This is a genomic window from Exiguobacterium sp. ERU653 (assembly GCF_018617775.1).
Lineage (GTDB): Bacteria > Bacillota > Bacilli > Exiguobacteriales > Exiguobacteriaceae > Exiguobacterium > Exiguobacterium marinum.
The window spans coordinates 1,128,713-1,147,631 of the sequence record NZ_JACSKV010000001.1 but is presented as its reverse complement, the minus strand read 5'-3'; the positions used below and the strand labels follow the sequence as shown (position 1 = coordinate 1,147,631).

18 protein-coding genes are annotated in these 18,919 nt (G+C 46.1%); 14 read left to right on the top strand and 4 right to left on the bottom strand.

Going from position 1 to position 18,919, the window contains the following annotated elements; translation table 11 throughout:
• Window positions 1-62: 62 nt before the first annotated feature.
• The 3 genes from KNO95_RS05925 (at window position 63) to KNO95_RS14465 (ending at window position 3,296) form a co-directional block, all read left to right on the top strand.
• Window positions 63-956, top strand: a complete 894-nt coding sequence (locus KNO95_RS05925; RefSeq protein WP_214878463.1) for a class I SAM-dependent methyltransferase — start codon at window positions 63-65, stop codon at window positions 954-956.
• 119 nt (window positions 957-1,075) lie between these two features.
• Window positions 1,076-2,287: an acetate kinase gene (locus KNO95_RS05920; RefSeq protein WP_026825592.1), complete on the top strand. Its 1,212-nt coding sequence runs from the start codon at window positions 1,076-1,078 to the stop codon at window positions 2,285-2,287.
• A gap of 406 nt (window positions 2,288-2,693) precedes the next feature.
• Window positions 2,694-3,296 carry a 3D domain-containing protein gene (locus KNO95_RS14465; protein WP_214878462.1) on the top strand — a complete coding sequence of 201 codons (603 nt, stop codon included), beginning with the start codon at window positions 2,694-2,696 and terminating at the stop codon, window positions 3,294-3,296.
• Window positions 3,297-3,353: 57 nt separating this feature from the next.
• Here the strand turns inward: KNO95_RS14465 and KNO95_RS05910 are convergent, their stop codons facing one another.
• The gene (locus tag KNO95_RS05910; protein WP_026825594.1) at window positions 3,354-3,791 is read right to left on the bottom strand and encodes a universal stress protein; all 438 of its coding nucleotides are present in this window, start codon (window positions 3,789-3,791) and stop codon (window positions 3,354-3,356) included.
• Between the two features lie 183 nt (window positions 3,792-3,974).
• On the opposite strand from KNO95_RS05910, the gene KNO95_RS05905 reads away from it, so the two are divergent.
• Together KNO95_RS05905 and KNO95_RS05900 are read left to right on the top strand one after the other, a co-directional pair.
• Window positions 3,975-4,700, top strand: coding sequence for an SDR family oxidoreductase (locus KNO95_RS05905; protein WP_214701779.1), 726 nt, complete (start codon window positions 3,975-3,977; stop codon window positions 4,698-4,700).
• An 11-nt stretch (window positions 4,701-4,711) separates the two neighbouring features.
• Complete coding sequence (locus tag KNO95_RS05900) at window positions 4,712-5,434, top strand: metallophosphoesterase family protein (protein ID WP_214878461.1); 723 nt, start codon at window positions 4,712-4,714, stop codon at window positions 5,432-5,434.
• Between the two features lie 48 nt (window positions 5,435-5,482).
• On the opposite strand, the gene KNO95_RS05895 is transcribed toward KNO95_RS05900, so the two are convergent.
• On the bottom strand, window positions 5,483-6,580 hold the full coding sequence (locus tag KNO95_RS05895) for a M24 family metallopeptidase (protein ID WP_214701782.1): 1,098 nt from the start codon (window positions 6,578-6,580) through the stop codon (window positions 5,483-5,485).
• Window positions 6,581-6,745: 165 nt separating this feature from the next.
• Here KNO95_RS05895 and KNO95_RS05890 point away from each other — a divergent pair, with 165 nt between their 5' ends.
• Window positions 6,746-8,056 carry a DRTGG domain-containing protein gene (locus KNO95_RS05890; RefSeq protein WP_026825598.1) on the top strand — a complete coding sequence of 437 codons (1,311 nt, stop codon included), beginning with the start codon at window positions 6,746-6,748 and terminating at the stop codon, window positions 8,054-8,056.
• A 38-nt stretch (window positions 8,057-8,094) separates the two neighbouring features.
• Here the strand turns inward: KNO95_RS05890 and KNO95_RS05885 are convergent, their stop codons facing one another.
• Window positions 8,095-8,409 carry a YtpI family protein gene (locus tag KNO95_RS05885; protein WP_034770953.1) on the bottom strand — a complete coding sequence of 105 codons (315 nt, stop codon included), beginning with the start codon at window positions 8,407-8,409 and terminating at the stop codon, window positions 8,095-8,097.
• 75 nt (window positions 8,410-8,484) lie between these two features.
• Between KNO95_RS05885 and KNO95_RS05880 the strand changes: the two genes are divergently transcribed.
• On the top strand, window positions 8,485-9,453 hold the full coding sequence (locus KNO95_RS05880) for a DHH family phosphoesterase (protein WP_214701783.1): 969 nt from the start codon (window positions 8,485-8,487) through the stop codon (window positions 9,451-9,453).
• A 16-nt stretch (window positions 9,454-9,469) separates the two neighbouring features.
• On the opposite strand, the gene KNO95_RS05875 is transcribed toward KNO95_RS05880, so the two are convergent.
• A complete protein-coding gene (locus KNO95_RS05875; protein ID WP_026825601.1) occupies window positions 9,470-9,661 on the bottom strand; it encodes a YtzJ family protein in 192 nt (63 codons plus the stop codon).
• A gap of 103 nt (window positions 9,662-9,764) precedes the next feature.
• On the opposite strand from KNO95_RS05875, the gene dnaE reads away from it, so the two are divergent.
• The 7 genes from dnaE to KNO95_RS05840 all read left to right on the top strand — a co-directional run bounded on the left by dnaE (window position 9,765) and on the right by KNO95_RS05840 (window position 18,855).
• Window positions 9,765-12,932, top strand: coding sequence for a DNA polymerase III subunit alpha (gene dnaE, locus KNO95_RS05870; protein ID WP_214701784.1), 3,168 nt, complete (start codon window positions 9,765-9,767; stop codon window positions 12,930-12,932).
• A 76-nt stretch (window positions 12,933-13,008) separates the two neighbouring features.
• Window positions 13,009-13,563 (top strand): FadR/GntR family transcriptional regulator, encoded by a 555-nt coding sequence (locus KNO95_RS05865; RefSeq protein WP_214878460.1) that lies wholly within the window; start codon window positions 13,009-13,011, stop codon window positions 13,561-13,563.
• Window positions 13,564-13,577: 14 nt separating this feature from the next.
• A complete protein-coding gene (gene accD / locus KNO95_RS05860; RefSeq protein ID WP_214699943.1) occupies window positions 13,578-14,432 on the top strand; it encodes an acetyl-CoA carboxylase, carboxyltransferase subunit beta in 855 nt (284 codons plus the stop codon).
• A complete protein-coding gene (locus KNO95_RS05855) occupies window positions 14,425-15,360 on the top strand; it encodes an acetyl-CoA carboxylase carboxyltransferase subunit alpha (protein ID WP_214699156.1) in 936 nt (311 codons plus the stop codon). Before accD ends, KNO95_RS05855 begins: the two co-directional genes overlap by 8 nt.
• A 160-nt stretch (window positions 15,361-15,520) precedes the next feature.
• Window positions 15,521-16,489 (top strand): 6-phosphofructokinase, encoded by a 969-nt coding sequence (gene pfkA / locus KNO95_RS05850; protein ID WP_214701785.1) that lies wholly within the window; start codon window positions 15,521-15,523, stop codon window positions 16,487-16,489.
• A gap of 92 nt (window positions 16,490-16,581) precedes the next feature.
• Complete coding sequence (gene pyk / locus KNO95_RS05845) at window positions 16,582-18,324, top strand: pyruvate kinase (RefSeq protein WP_214701786.1); 1,743 nt, start codon at window positions 16,582-16,584, stop codon at window positions 18,322-18,324.
• 66 nt (window positions 18,325-18,390) lie between these two features.
• Window positions 18,391-18,855 carry a DUF441 domain-containing protein gene (locus tag KNO95_RS05840; RefSeq protein ID WP_026825607.1) on the top strand — a complete coding sequence of 155 codons (465 nt, stop codon included), beginning with the start codon at window positions 18,391-18,393 and terminating at the stop codon, window positions 18,853-18,855.
• Window positions 18,856-18,919: the final 64 nt, after the last annotated feature.

Sequence of the window (18,919 nt, the reverse complement as noted above, 5' to 3'; positions counted from 1 at the left end):
AGTATGTGAACCGACCGGTCCTCTTATGGGGGCCGGTTTTGTATGGAAAGGATGAACGAAAAATGGAACGTTTTGAACAACTGTATCGTGATTGGAAAACAGAAGCGAAAAAGCTCGTCAACGACTTAGATGTATTACCGATTGAGGCGCTTGTACAAGTGTTTGACCACGTCGAAATTGAAAAAGAAAAAATGGATGATGTGCGCAAAGCCATCAGCTTGCTCGTGCTTGAAGAAACGACACAACTTCCGCTGAACAATCAACCGACACCAGATGCGGTCAGTTTGTTCATAGGCTACTTGGCAACAAAGCTACTTAAGGACGAGGCGACAATCCTTGATCTTGGTAGCGGAACGGGTACACTATCGCATGCCGTCCTTTCTCAGTTGAAAGATGCGACAGCGCAAGCAGTCGAAGTCGATGAATTGTTACTCCGCCTTTCCTATTCTATAAGTAACTTATTAGGGGAGCCGGTATCGTACTTCCATCAAGACGCCCTCGCTCCTCTATTTGTCGAGCCGAGCGATCTTTCGATTGCCGACTTACCAATCGGGTATTATCCGAACGATGAAGTCGCCGCCAAATATGATATGGAGCGAGAAGAAGGTCATTCGTACTCTCATTTTCTTATGATGGAACAAGCGATTCGTCATACGAAACCGGGTGGTCATGGATTGTTTGTCATTCCGAACAATTTGTTTGAACAGGATGATGAAGGGAAATTAAAACAATGGATGGACCGCGAGGCCGTCGTCAAAGGGGTCATCCAGCTCCCGACAACGATGTTTAAAGATGAACGTTATGCGAAAAGTTTGTTGCTCCTTCAAAAAGTAGGGGAAGGCGTCACGCGTCCGAAACAAGCACTATTTGTTGAACTTCCATCGTTCACAGATGTAAGAGCAGTTGCCAATGTGGTGAAACAGATTGACGAATGGTTCAAAACAACACAAAAATAATGGACAAAATACTTGAAAAAGGTATGCAAAATCAAGTATCTTCATTATGATACAGTTATCAGTTTTAAATTGAACAGATAAATAAAAGCGTTTAAAACGAAAGTTAAGAGGTGTATGACATGACGAAAATTATGGCAGTCAATGCTGGTAGTTCATCGCTCAAGTTCCAGTTACTCGAGATGCCTTCTGAAGAGTTGCTCGCAGTCGGACTTGTTGAGCGTGTAGGGAAAGAAGATGCAATTTTTACAATCAAGTATGGTGAAGGACAGAAGTTCAACGTGGTCACGCCACTTCACACACATAAAGAAGCGGTTGAATTGGCGTTGGAGAAATTAATCGAACTCGATATCATCCAATCGTTCGACGAGATTTCTGGCGTAGGTCACCGTGTGTTACACGGAAAAGAGTTGTATGCTGATTCGGTCGTCATCGACGAAGAAGTGATGAAGAATATCGAGTCTTTCACAGAGCTCGGACCACTTCACATCCCGCCGAACTTGACTGGGATTCGTGCTTTCCAAACAATCTTGCCAAATGTTTCACAAGTTGCAGTGTTCGATACGGCATTCCACCAGTCGATGCCAGAAGAGAACTTCTTGTACAGTCTTCCGTATGAATACTACACAGAACACGGTGTTCGAAAGTATGGTTTCCACGGTACTAGCCACAAGTATGTCACACAACGTGCGGCAGAACTTCTCGGCCGTCCGCTCGAAGATTTACGTTTAATCTCATGTCACCTAGGTAGCGGTGCATCAATCGCAGCCGTCGCAGGTGGTCGCTCAATCGATACAACAATGGGCTTCACACCACTAGAAGGAATTACAATGGGAACCCGTTCAGGTTCATTGGACCCTGCGCTCATTCCCTTCTTGATGCAAAAAACAGGGAAGTCTGCTGAAGATGTGTTGAATGTCATGAATAAAGAGTCCGGTGTTTATGGTCTTTCTGGTATTTCAAGTGACTTGCGTGACATCGAGCAAGCTGCTGCAGAAGGTAACCATCGTGCAGAAGTTTCATTGAAAATCTTCTCGAACCGCATTCATGGTTATATCGGACAATATGCCGCTGAAATGAATGGTGTCGACGCCATTATCTTCACAGCAGGTGTCGGTGAGAACTCTGACGTCATCCGTGAGCGTATCCTCCGTGGTCTTGAATTTATGGGAGTGTACTGGGATCCTTCGCTTAACAGCGGTGCACGTGGTAAAGAATTGTTCATCAACTATCCACACTCACCAGTTAAGGTCATCATCATCCCGACAAACGAAGAATTGGTTATCGCACGGGACACGGTTCGCATCGCGAACCTCGTCGAAGAACACGCATAAAATAAATCTGCCCCACGTTACTTCAAGTAATGTGGGGATTTTTTAGGTCTTTTTTCCTAATTAAACGAAGCGTGAATAGGAAAAAGGATTTTTTGTATGTAACATAAGGCGTATTATTTTGATTGTTTTGTAATGTTTGAGTCATGAAAGAACCATTTATTGGATGTTAATTATATAAAAATCTCTCTTTCGTTACAGACGGTCGGTTCAACGTAACAAATCGTTCGTTTTGACATCAATTTGTAATGTTCGTGTCACTCAAATGAACAGGAAGTGTAACGGCACTAACGGATATTTCATCGTATAGTTATTTGGACGAAATATTCATTAGAGCATAAAGTTCATCTGTCATATAAGTGATGATATCGAATCTTAAACAAATTGACGAAGAGAGGACGAAAAACGTATGTTGAAAAAAATCATGACGCTATTACTTCTCGCCATCGCCGTGTTTGCATTTGCCTTACCAACTTCACCAGTGGAAGCAGCTACAAAAAAAGTATATGTTGCAACGAAATCAGGATCGAAATTGGTATATGCAGAGGGGAAATCGAATGCACGAGTGATTGGGAAGATTAAGGCGAGTGATCGTCTTCAACGAACGGGCTCTCGAGGTGCTTGGATTCGCGTGAACTATAATGGGAAGGCCGGATGGATCCCGACAAAAAACTTACGTACGGTGAGTGCTCCAAAACCAATCAAACCAGCAAGCGTTAAAACATATATGATGAAAGCATCGGCATATACTCCGTATTGCAGGGGATGTTCTGGTAAAACGGCACTCGGTTGGAATGTCCGCACTCAAAAGCGTAACGTCATCGCAGTGGACCCTCGTGTCATTCCACTCGGTACTAAAGTTCAAGTATACGTGGGAAGCAAGTTGTTAGGCACATATACAGCGGCTGACACAGGCGGCGCGATTAAAGGGAATAAAATCGATATCTTAATGTACTCACACAGTGCTGCGATTCAATTTGGTCGCAAAACGGTTACCGTTAAGGTGCTATAATTCCACATAAAAAGGGTCTTGCGATTGCGCAAGACCCTTTTTAAAATAAATGAACAGTTATTGGCGGACGATGAGAACGTCACACTTCGCATAACGGACGATGCTCTCAGATACGCTTCCGATAAAGAATCGTTCGACCGCGTTCAAACCGGTCGCGCCACAAATAATAAGGTCAATATCATGGTTAGGCGCAATCTTTTTTGAGATAGTTACTTTAGGGGAACCATATTCTATTACGGTTTCAACTTCTTTTACACCACGTTCTTTAGCTCGATTCACATAGTCTTCAAGCAATTCTCTGGCATATGTCTCAGCACGTTCAGTGATTGTCCGATCGTATGCTTCGACAGTCGCAAACGTTCGTGTATCAATGACGTGACCGACGTACAGTTTTCCTTCGTTACGAATCGCGACATCGATTGCTGTCTCAAATGCGCGTTCCGCCTCTTTAGAGCCGTCAACGGCAGATAAAATGTGTTTGTATACAATTGCCATGTGAATCCCAACCTTTCGCTCGAAATATACGTTCGGCTTACATATATAGTATACCACTTCTTTCAGTTTTCACGCTTTTTCGTTATGAAAATGAGTGAATTTTTTCATGATGTCGTTCACGACATGTCCAAGTTTGGAATTCGTGTGTTAGAACGGGTAAAATAAGGCGGAGGAGGTAAGGCGATGAAACATGTGATGATTACATCTGGTGCGAAAGGAATCGGTCGCGTCGTGACAGAACGTCTTATACAAGATGGTTGGTACGTCAGCATCTTGCAACGAAACCCAATCGACTGGGAGCACGAACATATACATATGATCGAGGCGGGATTGACGGACCGCGAACAACTGCTCTCGGCCTATGAGGAAGCGGTCGAACGCTTTGGTGAACCGGACGCCTTGATTTTAAATGCAGGTCCATACATCTTTGAGCGCAAGCCGCTCGTTGAGTTGACGGATGAAGAGTGGGACGAAGTGCTCACCGGCAACCTATCTGCCTCATTTTGGTTGATGCGACGTGCGATTCCTTCAATGCGAACGAATCGGTTCGGACGCATCATCTCTTATGGTTTTCCGGAGAGTGGGTCGGCACCTGGTTGGATTCATCGTTCTGCGTTCGCTGCTGCAAAGACGGCGCTCGTCAGCTTGACGAAATCGGTCGCGTTAGAAGAGGCCCCGTTCGGAATTACGGCGAACATGGTCAACCCGGGAAATATCGTCGGGTCTCAAAAAGAGATGCGAATCGAGGAAGCTGAAGTGGATGAAGGAACGCCAGTAGGCCGGCACGGTACGGGAGAAGATATCGCCCGTCTGATTTCCTTCTTGTTACAAGAAGAATCGGATATGATCACTGGTGCCGTCATCGATGTGACAGGCGGGGTCAACGTCGTGCATCAGTATCGGAAGTGAGGGGTAGAAGGATGAAGATTGGGATTGTGACGGATGTTCACGGAAATCTAGAAGCGTTACAGGCGGTGCTTCACGCAATGGATGCACAACGAGTTGACGTCGTTTGGTCACTTGGTGATATGATTGCGATGGGACCGGACTCCAATGCGGTCATGGAGCGATTGCTGGATCGGGGAGCGCATATGATTTCTGGAAATCATGACGAAGCAGTCATCTCGCTTTTGGCTGGACACGGTCACCCAGACAGTTACGCCCATACGCGTCCTCATCATGAGTGGGTCGCGCGTCACCTTGATACGAACTATATGGACGTATTGGAGTCGCTACCTCGAACGATCACTACCGAGTTAGCGGGGCAAACGGCATTCGGTATCCACTACCACATCCCTAATGAGAAGTGGGAAGCCACGATCGTCGAAGAACCATTTCACGATATTCTTGAACCAACACTTGAAAATATGCAACGACTATACGGTGAATACGCTGGAGATGTCATCTTATTCGGACATCACCATCCCGTTCATTTGTTTGAAGATGATACGAAATGCTATGTCAATCCCGGTGCGCTCGGTGTTGCGCGGGATGAACTTGCTCGCTTTGCTATATTGTCAGAAGGAGAGACCGGAATCCGACTTGATTTAAAAGCAGTCCCCTACGATAAACGTACATTTTTAGAAAAGATGGAACGCCATGAGGTTCCTCAACGAGATGTCATGATGCGCTTATTCTATTAAAAGAAGTCATGTAAAAAAGTGCGATCCTTGAATGGACCGCACTTTTTGTCATTCAATCTCTTGCAGTGTTTTGGGATAGCTCGTCAATGTGATCGGACCGCTCTCGGTCATAACGAGGTCATCTTCGATGCGGACCCCGCCGACTCCTGGTAAATAGATCCCTGGTTCGACTGTGAAAGTCATACCGACTTGGGCGGTCGTGTCATTGTTCGCTGCCATCGATGGGTGTTCATGCACTTCGATTCCGATTCCGTGGCCAATTCGATGGGTGAAGTATTCGCCATATCCGGCAGATGTAATGACTTGACGGGCTGCAATATCGATTGCACCGAGTGTCGTTCCGACATTCGCCATCTCGATTGCTGCTTCTTCAGCTTGTAGAACCGTTTCATAAAGTTCACGTTGTTTCTTACTCGCTTCGCCGAAAACGACTGTACGTGTGATATCGGAGCAATATCCTTGCCAGACGACACCGAGGTCAAACAATGCGAAATCTCCTTTTTTCAAACGGTTATTGCCCGGCACACCATGAGGGTCAGCGCTATTCTCGCCGAACAATACGAGCGTATCGAATGACATTTCACGAACCCCTTGCTGTTTCATGGCGTACTCGATGTCGGCGATGACTTCGAGCTCAGTCACGCCTTCGCGCAGGGAGCGAATCCCAGCTTCGATTGCCATATCTGCTAGCTCAGCAGCCCGTTTCATAACGCGAACTTCATCCGGTGATTTGATCATACGTAACGTTTGAAGTTCGTCAGTCAAATCAATGATAGACAAGCCGGCAAAACCGGCGCGGAGTTGTTCGACTCGATTGAATGTCAAATGCTCCCCTTCGATACCGATTCGTTCAGGAACGATTTGGTTGTCGAGGAATAACTTAACGATTTTGTCCCATGGATTCTCATGATCCATATACGTCACGATCTCACCTGACCAGTCACTCGCTTCGACGATCCCTTTTTCAAGAGCAGGGCAGATAATGGCAGTTGTCCCGTTCTTTAAGACCAAGACGGCGATTAATCGTTCATGGGCTTCCGCATATACTCCCGAGAAATAAAATACGGACGCTTTCGATGTAATAAATGCCGCATCTAAGCCTTTTGTTGCTAGAGATTGTGCAATTTGATTAGTGCGTTGATTCAAGATGAATCCCTTCCCTTCTACCTCTTACGTTGACTTCTCGTCTATTATAGCTGTTTCGGAAACAGAAAGGAAATGTTCCAATTTTATTGGTACAGTTTGAACATGTTTGACTGATACAGTATAATGAACATAGTAGAAAATGTATTGAGAGAAGGGACTCCGCGTATGACCACAAAACATGAACAGATCATAGCACATATCGAATCACTCGATGTTGGGTCAAAAATATCGGTCCGTCAAATTGCAAAAGAATTGGCTGTGTCTGAAGGTACGGCTTACCGGGCCATCAAAGAAGCTGAGAACCTGGGCTTCGTTTCTACCATTGAACGTGTGGGGACGATTCGAATCAAGCGTAAACAAAAAGAGAATATCGAGAAACTCACATTTGCTGAAGTCGTTAATATCGTGGATGGACAAGTGTTAGGTGGACGGAACGGATTGCACAAGACGCTATCAAAATTTGTTATCGGTGCTATGAAGCTTGAGGCGATGATGCGATATATCGACGTCGACTCGCTTGTCATCATCGGGAACCGAGAAAAAGCGCATGAACTTGTCTTACAATCAGGCGGGGCTGTGTTGATCACGGGTGGGTTTGATACGACGGACGAAGTGAAGCGAATGGCAGATAAGTACGACATGCCTGTGATTTCTACATCGTATGACAGTTTTACCGTCGCTACGATGATCAACCGCGCCATTTATGACCGACTGATCAAGAAAGAGATTTTACTTGTTTCGGACATTGTCATCCCACTCCATGACACGTTTTATTTGAAGGCTGATGACACTTTGAAACGTTGGCATGAATTGAACGAACGGACGAAGCATAATCGTTATCCGGTCATCGATGAACAGATGAAAGTGGTCGGTGTGATTACTGCGAAGGATGTGATTGACAAATCACATGATCATGATATCGAGAAGGTCATGACAAAAAGTCCGATTACGGTCGGGGTGCAGACTAGTGTGACCAATGCGGCGCACCAGATGGTTTGGGAAGGGATTGAGATGCTTCCTGTCGTCGATAACTACGGGCGCCTCCTCGGCATCATCAGTCGTCAGGATGTACTGAAGGCGTTGCAGCTGGCGAACCGTCAACCGCAAGTCGGCGAAACGTTCGATAATATGATCACGAATCAACTAAAGGAAGACCCTGCATCGAACGGAACGGCCTTCACGGTTGAAGTCGCACCACAAATGACGAGTCATATGGGGACCGCCTCTTCTGGTGTGTTGACGACCTTGTTGGTAGAAGGGGCGACGCGTAGTCTGCGTCACATGAAAAAAGGGGACCTGGTGGTGGAGAACATCACTGTCTATTTCATGAAACCAATTCAGATTGAAAGTCAGATTCGGGTGTCTGCGAACGTCTTCGACCTTGGGCGAAAGTTCGGGAAAGTCGACGTAGAAATGACACAAGGTACACAACTTGTTGCCAAGGCACTCGTCACGGCACAATTGATTGATCGTTAACGAAAAGAGCACCTGCTACATTTGTAGCGGTGCTCTTTTTATGAAGGTGTATTCGTAGGTTCTTCCGCGGCGTGCGGATAAATTTTTCGGTAACGTATAAATCCGACAATCGCATTACCCAAGCCAACGACCAACATGACGATACTGACAATCCAACCGACAGTCGAATTCAGTCCGAATCCACCAACCATTTGGTTCGCAGCGAATAACGCAAGGAATAAACTTAACCAGATTAAAGCTTGTGTGTTGAACAAAGCCTTACGGTTTGGCGTCTTTGTCAAAAAAGCACGGCGCTTGAAGACAAGGTACGCTCCGAGCGCGAACAAAATGAGTCCAATCATGACAAGTTGCAAGTGAAGGAACCCCTTTCTATCTCATAATCTGTTATCATCATACCATAATAGTGTGTAGGAAAGTGAGGAATCATCATGACGCAATGGCACGAAGCGGATACAATCAAATCCGAAATAGAGAAGGCAAGCACCATTTTCATTCACCGCCACGTCCGACCGGATCCTGATGCATTAGGGAGTCAGCTTGGGTTACAGCGTATTTTAAAATCGGTTCATCCGGAAAAACAAATTTATGCTGTCGGTGGTATGGTTCCTGACCTCGAGTTTTTAGGGAAGATGGAGCACGTCGAGGAAGAGATGTACCGGGACGCGCTCGTCCTCATTTTGGATACGGCAAATCAAGAGCGAATTGATGGACCTTTTGCGTTGAATGGTAAGTCGATCATCAAAATAGACCACCACCCTGATGAAGACCCGTATGCGATGACACAAATTGTAGACACATCGGTCAGCTCAACGTCTGAAATGATTGTGGAGCTTGCCAATCTTTGGGGTTATCCAATCGATCAAGAAGCGGCATTTTTACTTTATGCCGGAATCGTGGGCGACACGGGGCGCTTCCAGTTCCGAAATGCAACGGCGCGAACGTTTGAAATTGCTTCGTCGCTCATTGCAAAAGACATCGACACAAACAAGTTGTATCGCCAAATGTATAAGACCAACTTAGCGACTCTTCAATTACAAGGTTACGTGCTACAGCATGTCAACGTCACTGATGAAGGTGTCGGTTATGTGAAGATTGACAAGGATGTACTAAGGGCGTTTCACGCTTCCCCAGAAGCGGCGTCTCAACTCGTCAATAGTTTTTCGGGTCTTGAAGGATTGAAATGTTGGGTCATGTTCGTAGAGAACAAAGAAGAGATTCGTGTTCGGATTCGTTCTAAAGGCCCTGTCATCAACGAAGTGGCCAAACGATACCGTGGAGGTGGCCATCCGATGGCGGCTGGAGCTACGGTTGATACGTGGGAAGAGATGGATGACGTCATTGCTGCTCTGAATGAAGTAGCGGACGGATTCACGTTTGAAGAAAATGAAGAGAGCTGACCGCGGTCAGCTCTCTTCATTTGTCTCCATTTTCTTTTGGAATGAACCATGTGCCGCGGTCGGTCACGTCTTCGACGACATCGAGTTGATACTCTGTAATATACTTTCGAAGCCGGTCGATGATTTCCGGACTGTCCGCAAAAACGGTTTGGCCGTTCTGTAATTTCTCTAACTTATCGCGTGCAATCTGTCCCCGATTGATAATCATACGCTTTTACCCCCTTTTGTCATGAGTTTTGTCTATAATTATTGTATCAGAGAAGTGATGAATTGAGTTTGACAATTCAATTGATATAGAAAGGAGGACAACGATGATTCATCTGAATGTCAGAACTGCTTATAGCTTACTACAAAGTACAATTCGACTAGAACAATACGTCTTGCAGATGACCGAGCGTGGAAGTCGTTCAGTTGCGATTGCAGATGATGCCTTTTATGGTGTCCCGACATTTTTATCCTATTGTAAACGATATGGGGTGAAACCGCTCATTGGACTGAGGACAATCCTCCGTTTAGACGGACTAGATGTTTCGGTGCTTGCATATGCGTCGAACGAAGCAGAGCTTCAGGAACAATATCGAATCATCAAAACGGGAGGAATTGAAGACCGAACGACGATGCCGCTCATTATCCTTCCTGAAAATTGGAAGGCGAATGATCCGGTTCATCGGCGTCGCCTTTATCATCAACTGCTCTCCTATGTAGATGAAGATAAGCTCTGGCTCGGACTCCCAGCACCTCAGACGACTGAGCAAGTGCAAGTGTTGAAGCAACTTCGTCTCATGCGCGAAGAGCTTGCTGTTCAATTGATTCCTGCCCCTGAAACAAGGTATATGCGACCGGAGGATATAGAAGGGTTTCGAGCCGTCTCTGCCATTCGTGAGGGGGATGTGATGTCGAATGAAGACGTGCGACAAAAAGGGTTACATGTCCGTCTTCCGAGCGAGATGAACGACTGGTTCACAATAGAAGAGTTAGCGGAACTCAATCGATTTGAATCACGTATTCAACTCGATCAACTTCCTCGTGCGGAAGGGGCGATTCCAGAACTGCCTGATGCTGATCAAAACTTGAATCGACTGGTGGGTGAACGTCTGAAATCGATGGAACTCTTAAAGGAACCTTATATCGAGCGTGCAAAGTTCGAACTGGATGTCATTGCAAAGACCGGATTTTCTTCCTATTTTTTGATTGTCGAAGACATCATTCGATTCGCCCGAGAATCTGGTATTGAAGTGGGACCGGGTCGGGGATCGGCGGCAGGTTCACTCGTTAGTTTTGCCCTCCATATTACAGAAGTCGACCCGGTTCATTACGGATTGTTATTTGAACGATTTTTAAATCCTGAACGCGTGTCGATGCCAGATATTGATTTAGACTTTGAAGATGAGCGTCGAGAAGAAGTCGTATCGTACGTGTTGTCAAAATACGGGGAAACGCATGCGGCACAAATCGGGACGCTCGCGACGTTTGGAGCAAAGGCAGCGATTCGAGACGTCGCCAGAGCGCTCGGCATGACATTAGAAGAAGGGCAGGCTGCGAGTAAACAAGTGAAATCGGGTGGGTTAGACGAATTGATATCGAACCCGAAACAGATGAAATGGTTCGCTGGTAGTCAAAAGCGGCAGCAATTGTTACAAATTGCGAAGCAGTTAGAAGGTTTGCCTCGCCAATCATCGGTTCACGCGGCCGGTATCGTTCTTAGTCGCCAGCCGATTGAAGAAGTGACGCCGCTCCAACCTGGAATAGAAGAGTATGTAACACAATATAATATGAAGGATTTGGAAGAGGTCGGGCTGCTGAAAATCGATTTACTCGGGTTGCGGAACTTGAGTCGCTTACGAAAGATGGAAGATTTGATTCGAGAAAGTGATGCCCTGTTCTCACTGAAAACCATTCCGTTACACGATGCCCGGACATATCGTTTGTTAGCTAAAGGAGAGACAAATGGCATCTTCCAGTTCGAGTCGACTGGGATGAAACAAGCGCTTCGGCAAGTGAAGCCAACTGAGTTTGAAGATATCGTTGTGACGATGTCACTCTATCGCCCGGGACCAATGCAGTTCATCGAAACGTATGCCAAACGAAAGCATGGTTTGCCTTACCAACAAATTCATCCAGCCGTAGAAGACGTCATGAAACCTACGTACGGGGTACTCGTTTATCAAGAACAGGTCATGAGACTACTTCGAAAGCTTGGAGGTTATTCATACGCTGAGGCGGATTTGGTCAGACGAGCGATTGCTAAAAAAGATATTGGCACGATTGAGCGAGAACGGGAACGATTTTTAAAACAGGCAGAAAAGAATAACCGGGATGTGTTGACGCAAATTTTTTCTTGGATTGAAAAGTTCGCGGGATATGGATTCAACCGATCCCACGCTGTCGCCTACAGTTTGATCAGCTACCGGTTGGCTTATGTCAAAGCACATTTCCCTCGTGTCTTTCATGTGGTGACATCGGAAAAGACGAGTGAACTCGTCAGATTGTTGCGAAAAGATCAAATTCCGGTGTATCCACCAGACGTCTTACACGGTCACGCCGAGGCGACGCTTGAAGGACCTGGCGTCCGACTCGGGTTAAAAGCAATCCAAGGCTTGACCAAACGTGATGTCGAACGTCTGATTGAGCTGAATGGGCAATTGAAAGATGTCAGAACTCTTCAAGAAGCTATGGAGTGGAAGAATAAAGACCAGTTTAAATTACGTCGTTTACTTGGTGCGGGCGCGCTCGACCGGATGTATCACGGCGACCGGACAAGTGCTTTTGAAGCAGTCGAACGTTTGCGAGAAGAGGCAGGAACGCATTTTTTGCCCGACGAACTGTCATCGCTTGGACTCAAACAGAAGAAAGTAAAAGAACCAAATTGGTCTGAAGAAGAGAGGGAAGCGCTCGGAACATGGGTGGTGCACTCTCCACTGACCGCTATTTCGAATGTTGGGATTGAACCGTCTACAATTGACAACATCATAAACGGGACGAATGGTTACCTTATCGTTTACGTAGATGACGTACGCACATTTCTAACAAAAAAGCAGGAACGAATGGGAATCATCATGGTTGACGATGGTATGACACAAGAAGAAGTCGTCGTATTTCCACGAACATTTAGTCAATTCGGACGCTCCCTTTATGTCGGTAATATTTTATTGCTTGAGGTTCATACGAATGAACGCGATGGACGAAAACAACTGATTGTCGAACGGATACGTCCGTTGCATGGGCAGGCATTGTTTGTAAGGCTTACATCAGATCGATTCCCCGAACTCGAAGAGTGGATACAACGTGCTCAGGGAGATGTCCCGGTTGTCTGTCGATTCACGGATTCAAAGGAAGTGAAACAGTTGGCGTCAGCCTACTCAATCAACCCGAATGAGGAGTACGTGGCTGAGGCGAAGAAAAAATTCGGCGAAGAAAATGTTGTGTTAAAACGAATCGATACGAAAATGGATGGTCCGAAAACTAGTACCAAGTCCTAAAAAGTGATATAATCGTACTAATTGGTCTGACCACTTGAGTGTGATAAGTGATTCAAAAAGGGAGTTGAACGGTCAGATGCATGAAAAATACGCATCCTCATTTCACGAAAATATTTCAAAAATACGAATGTTAATCGTTCAATCGTCTTTAGTTCCAGGTGATCGGCTTCCGTCCGAACGTGAACTCGCCGAAACACTGTCGATTAGCCGTGCTTCTGTTCGCGAAGCGTTACGAGCATTGAGCTTTTTAGGCATCGTGGAGACGAGACGTGGTGGTGGCACATTTTTATGTGAACAAGACCGACACCGTTACATTGAGATTTTATCAGAGTTCATTGTGACCAAACAGACGAAAGAGACCGATATTATCGAGATGCTTCGCTTGTTAGAACGAATGGCGTTTTCAGAAGTTGAACCGACAATGGAACGGCTGACTCAATTAGAAGCCGTGATTGATAATGATCGATCGTTTCGTCAGCAAATCATCTTTCAATTAAAGAATGAATTGTTTATTCGAATTTGGAGCGAACTCAATCGATTTTTTGACGGACTAGACGCTGGAGATCTATATACCCTCGAGGAACGAAAACGATTTCTCGAGATGTGGCGTGGAATGGGGATGCCGGAATGAACGAGGGGGAAGCGATGACTGCTTTTTTCAAGAAACCAAAACGATACATGCCATTGCGTCAAAGAGAGCCAAAGATTGACGCACCACAGGGATTAATGACGAAATGTCCATCTTGTAAATATATGCACTATACAAAACAGTTAAATGAAAATCATAAAGTATGTGACTGTGGTTATCATTTTCCGCTTCATGCACAAGAACGGATTGATATGCTTGTCGACAAAGGGTCGTTTGAACGTTTTGCAGGACCTTCTGTCAAAACGAATCCGCTCAATTTTCCTGACTATGAAGAAAAGTTGGATAAAGACCGGGAACGGACCGGAATTGAGGAGGCAGTCATTTGTGGAAGGGCGACGATTGATGGGCTACCGCTTGTCATCTGCGTAATGGATGCCAGATTCAGAATGGGGTCAATGGGGGCCTACGTGGGAGAAGCTATCGCTTCCGCTGTCCGTACAGCAACATCTCTCGGTCTACCGGTTGTCTTATTCACGGCGTCAGGCGGAGCTAGGATGCAAGAAGGAATGGTCAGCTTGATGCAAATGGCGAATACATCCATTGCATTAAAAGAACATGATGAGGCCGGGCTTCTATATATCGCGTATTTGACACATCCGACGACAGGCGGCGTCTCAGCAAGTTTCGCGATGCTCGGCGATTTGAACGTCGCAGAACCAGGAGCGCTGATCGGGTTTGCAGGACGCCGAATCATCGAACAGACGATTCGGGAAAAACTCCCGGAGAACTTCCAGACAGCAGAATTTCTACTCGAGTCGGGGCAACTAGATGCGGTTATTCATCGCGAACAGATGCGTTCGTTCTTGCTGAAAATGATTGGATTACACGATGGGGGTGTTCGTCATGTTTGACCCAATCAAAGAAGTGACTGAACAATTAAATAAACTACGTGAAACGGCCGAAACAAAAGGTATCGATCTGTCCCGTGAGATTCGCCATCTCGAGTTAAAGCTCGACCGATTAGAAAAAGATATTTATGGGAATATGAAACCGTGGGACCGCGTTCAACTGGCTCGAAACCCGAAACGACCGACAACGCTCGATTATATTCAGCATCTGTTCCCTGATTTTTTGGAACTCCATGGAGACCGGCATGGGTATGACGATGCAGCGATTGTTTCGGGACTTGCGACATTTGAAGGGGTGCCGGTTACGGTCATCGGTCACCAGCGTGGTCGGAATACGAAAGAGAACATGAGGCGGAACTTTGGGATGCCACATCCGGAAGGATACCGAAAAGCATTGCGTTTTATGAAGCAAGCTGAGAAGTTCAATCGCCCGATTTTAACATTTATCGATACGAAAGGGGCTTACCCCGGAAAAGCCGCTGAAGAACGCGGTCAAAGCGAAGCAATTGCTCGAAACTTGTTTGAGATGGCGACGCTGAAAGTGCCGATCGTGTCCGTCGTCATTGGAGAAGGTGGTTCTGGAGGCGCACTTGGAATTGGCGTTTGCGATCGTTTATTGATGCTTGAGAATAGTACGTATTCGGTCATCTCGCCAGAAGGTGCAGCGGCACTTCTATGGAAAGATGCGAAGCAAGCGGAACGCGCGGCAGAAACGATGAAAATTACAGCGCAAGATTTGCTCAACTTAGGGATTGTAGATGAGGTTGTGGGAGAAGTGTATGGGGGTGCACATGTTGATGTGTCATTACAGTCATCGCTCTTAAAGACTGTATTATTACAGCATATGAATGAGTTGCTCGGTCAGTCGACTTCTCAACTGATTCAAGGGCGGGCGACCAAATATCATCAAATTGGCACAATTAGTGAGTGAAAACGGTATCAATGGCTTTGAATATGGCTTTATTCATTCATGAAGTGACTGCTTTATAACATACCCTATGCATTTTTTTCACATACTTGTGTTGTAAAACAAAGGTCAGACATGGTATTTTATTTTCAGATTTCGTTAAAACACATAAGAGGTGAGTGACGTGAATTTAAAACGTATTGCGGTATTAACAAGCGGAGGAGACGCTCCTGGAATGAACGCAGCTGTCCGTGCAGTGACTCGAAAAGCGATTTTCGAAGGTCTTGAAGTATATGGTGTATATAACGGCTATCAAGGATTAATCGAAGGTGATCTAGTCGAGTTAAACCTTGGATCAGTCGGCGACATCATTCAACGTGGAGGTACGTTCCTTCGCTCTGCACGCTGTCCTGAGTTCAGAACAGAAGAAGGTCGAGCAAAAGCAGTTGAACAGTTGAAGCAATTCAACATCGATGCTCTCGTGGTCATCGGTGGAGATGGCTCTTATCGTGGAGCTCAAAAATTAACAGATCTTGGATTCCCAACAATCGGCCTTCCGGGTACAATCGATAACGATATCCCGGGAACGGATGCGACAATCGGTTTTGATACAGCGCTCAACACAGCACTTGATGCGATTGACAAAATTCGTGACACGGCTTCATCTCATGAACGTACGTATGTCATTGAAGTGATGGGTCGCGATGCTGGTGATATCGCACTCTATTCTGGTCTTGCTGGTGGTGCAGAGTCGATTCTCGTTCCAGAACGTCCAGAAGATTTGAGCGCAATCGTGGAACGAATTAACCACGGAATTGCACGCGGTAAGAAGCACTCAATCGTCATCGTTGCTGAAGGTGCGGGAAGTGCGGAAGAAATCGGTAAATTGATTGCCGAGAAGACGAACTCAGAAACACGCGTCACGATTCTTGGACACATTCAACGTGGTGGTTCCCCAACTGCTGCTGACCGTGTACTTGCAAGTCGTATGGGCGCATACGCTGTTGAGATTTTACTTGAAGGAAAAGCGGGCCGGGTCGTCGGAATCCGTAACAACAAGATGATGGATCTTGACATCGATGAGGCGCTCGACAACAACAAGCACACGATTGATATGCAATTGATCGACCTTGTCAATCAGTTGTCGATTTAAACGATTCACCATGTAGGGAGACGGGAACCGGTCAAAGGCTCCCCGTTTTCCATATGTAAGTTGCACCATATCCCCTAGGAGGTTTTTATATTATGCGTAGAACGAAAATTGTATGTACGATTGGACCCGCTTCAGAGAAGCGTCTTCCTGAAATGATTGAAGCTGGAATGAACGTTGCCCGTCTCAACTTCTCACACGGTGACTACGAAGAGCACGGCGCACGTATCCGTGACATCCGTGAAGCTGCAAAAACTGCTGGTAAAGTGGTAACAGTCCTTCTTGACACAAAAGGTCCAGAAATCCGTACTCATACGTTTGAAGATGGAAAAGCACTTCTCGAAAAAGGAAAAGAAGTCACAATCGTCTCAACTGAAGAAATCGTCGGAACGAAAGATCGTTTCTCTGTGACGTATGAAGGACTTTACGATGATGTAGAAATCGGTTCGCACATCATGCTCGACGACGGTCTCATCGGACTCCGTGTCGTTGAAAAACTTGAAAACCGTGACCTCCGCTGCGTCATTGAAAACGAAGGAATCATCAAGACGAAGAAAGGTGTAAACTTGCCAAACGTCAAGGTAAACCTTCCTGCCCTTACAGATAAAGATATCGCGGACATCGAGTTCGGGATCTCACAAGATATCGACGTCATCGCAGCATCGTTCGTACGTCGTGCATCAGACGTGGTAGAAATCCGTCAACTTCTTGAAAAACATAATGCATCACACATCAAGATTTACCCGAAAATCGAGAACCAAGAAGGTGTTGACAACATCGAAGAAATCTTGGCAATCTCTGATGGTTTGATGGTTGCCCGTGGTGACCTCGGAATCGAGATCCCGACGGAAGAAGTAACACCGGTTCAAAAAGAACTAATCAAGAAGTGTAACGACCTTGGTAAACCTGTTATCACAGCGACACAAATGCTCGATTCGATGCAACGTAACCCGCGTCCAACGCGTGCGGAAGCATCAGACGTAGCAAACGCAATCTTGGATGGTACAGATGCGGTCATGCTTTCTGGTGAGACAGCAGCAGGTGACTACCCAATCGAGTCAGTTCAAATGCAAGCGGCCATCGCTGAGCGTACAGAACGCATGCTCGACTACAAAAACTTGTTGAAAGATCGTCAGAAACGCAGTGAGCACACGGTGACGGATGCAATCTCACAAGCGGTTGCCCACACAGCAATCAACTTGAACGCAAAAGCAATCTTGACGCCGACACAATCAGGCTACACGGCTGCTCGTACGGCGAAGTATCGTCCTGAAGCGAACATCATTGCGGTAACTGAATCTGAGCGCGTAGCACGTCAATTGAACCTCGTATGGGGCGTATACCCAATCGTGGCTGAGACGATGCCAAACAACACGGATGAAATGTTGGTTCAAGCATCTGAAGCAGCTCGTCACGAAGGATTTGTTACTGACGGTGACCTCGTTGTCATCTCAGCCGGAATTCCTGCGGCAACAGCTGGTACGACGAACATGATGAAAGTCCACATCGTCGGTCATGCTCTTGCTGACGGACGTGGTATTGGCGAGCGCGGTGTGGTCGGTGAAGTCGTGGTCGCGAATAATGCGGATGAAGCAAACGCAAAAGCGAAAGACGGAATGATTCTCGTCGCACCATTCACAGATAAAGAAATGATGCCTGCAATCGAAAAAGCGGCTGGAATCATCACAGAAGACGGTGGATTGACGAGCCATGCAGGTATCGTTGGACCATCACTCCGTAAACCGGTCATCGTAGGTGTAGAGGCAGCAACATCTTCACTTCGTGACGGTCAAATGATTTCAATCGACCCACTTACAGGTAAAATCTACAACGCATAATTGAACGACAATCGAACCGGCCTTCTTCAAAGGTCGGTTTTTTTCCGTTCAAAGAAAGGAAACATAATGAGTGCTTATCTTTTTTTATTGATGCTCGTATTAATCGGTGTCATTTCAAATAATCAATCGGTTATTATCGCAAGTAGTGTTTTGCTAATTATTAAAGCGATCGGTTTCGGAGATCAATTATTCCCCACACTCGCATCCAAAGGAATCAGTTGGGGCGTGACCATCATAACGATTGCTGTCCTTGTTCCGATTGCAACCGGAGACATCGGGTTTAAAGAATTGTGGAATAGTATTAAAGGGCCGGTCGGAATCGTGGCATTTGCTTCAGGAATGTTCGTCGCCATTGCAGCGGGACAAGGTGTGCAGTTGATGCGTGTCGATCCTGTCGTTACGACAGCCCTCCTCGCAGGTACGATTCTAGCGGTTGGATTCATGAAAGGGATACCGGTCGGACCGCTTGTCGGAGCTGGGATTGCAGCATTGATTTTAGGTGGATATCAAATCATTGAAAAATGGTTTTGATATTTTCTGACAACTGAAGCCGCTTACATTTCTTTTTTGCAATAAATTGTTTATACTATATAAA

What these genes read in the sequence shown, in the direction of transcription:
- KNO95_RS05925 (WP_214878463.1), top strand. Translation starts at nt 63, where the DNA reads ATGGAACGTTTTGAACAACTGTATCGTGATTGGAAAACAGAAGCGAAA.
- KNO95_RS05920 (WP_026825592.1), top strand. Translation starts at nt 1,076, where the DNA reads ATGACGAAAATTATGGCAGTCAATGCTGGTAGTTCATCGCTCAAGTTC.
- KNO95_RS14465 (WP_214878462.1), top strand. Translation starts at nt 2,694, where the DNA reads ATGTTGAAAAAAATCATGACGCTATTACTTCTCGCCATCGCCGTGTTT.
- KNO95_RS05910 (WP_026825594.1), bottom strand. Translation starts at nt 3,791, where the DNA reads ATGGCAATTGTATACAAACACATTTTATCTGCCGTTGACGGCTCTAAA.
- KNO95_RS05905 (WP_214701779.1), top strand. Translation starts at nt 3,975, where the DNA reads ATGAAACATGTGATGATTACATCTGGTGCGAAAGGAATCGGTCGCGTC.
- KNO95_RS05900 (WP_214878461.1), top strand. Translation starts at nt 4,712, where the DNA reads ATGAAGATTGGGATTGTGACGGATGTTCACGGAAATCTAGAAGCGTTA.
- KNO95_RS05890 (WP_026825598.1), top strand. Translation starts at nt 6,746, where the DNA reads ATGACCACAAAACATGAACAGATCATAGCACATATCGAATCACTCGAT.
- KNO95_RS05880 (WP_214701783.1), top strand. Translation starts at nt 8,485, where the DNA reads ATGACGCAATGGCACGAAGCGGATACAATCAAATCCGAAATAGAGAAG.
- KNO95_RS05875 (WP_026825601.1), bottom strand. Translation starts at nt 9,661, where the DNA reads ATGATTATCAATCGGGGACAGATTGCACGCGATAAGTTAGAGAAATTA.
- dnaE (WP_214701784.1), top strand. Translation starts at nt 9,765, where the DNA reads ATGATTCATCTGAATGTCAGAACTGCTTATAGCTTACTACAAAGTACA.
- KNO95_RS05865 (WP_214878460.1), top strand. Translation starts at nt 13,009, where the DNA reads ATGCATGAAAAATACGCATCCTCATTTCACGAAAATATTTCAAAAATA.
- accD (WP_214699943.1), top strand. Translation starts at nt 13,578, where the DNA reads ATGACTGCTTTTTTCAAGAAACCAAAACGATACATGCCATTGCGTCAA.
- KNO95_RS05855 (WP_214699156.1), top strand. Translation starts at nt 14,425, where the DNA reads ATGTTTGACCCAATCAAAGAAGTGACTGAACAATTAAATAAACTACGT.
- pyk (WP_214701786.1), top strand. Translation starts at nt 16,582, where the DNA reads ATGCGTAGAACGAAAATTGTATGTACGATTGGACCCGCTTCAGAGAAG.
- KNO95_RS05840 (WP_026825607.1), top strand. Translation starts at nt 18,391, where the DNA reads ATGAGTGCTTATCTTTTTTTATTGATGCTCGTATTAATCGGTGTCATT.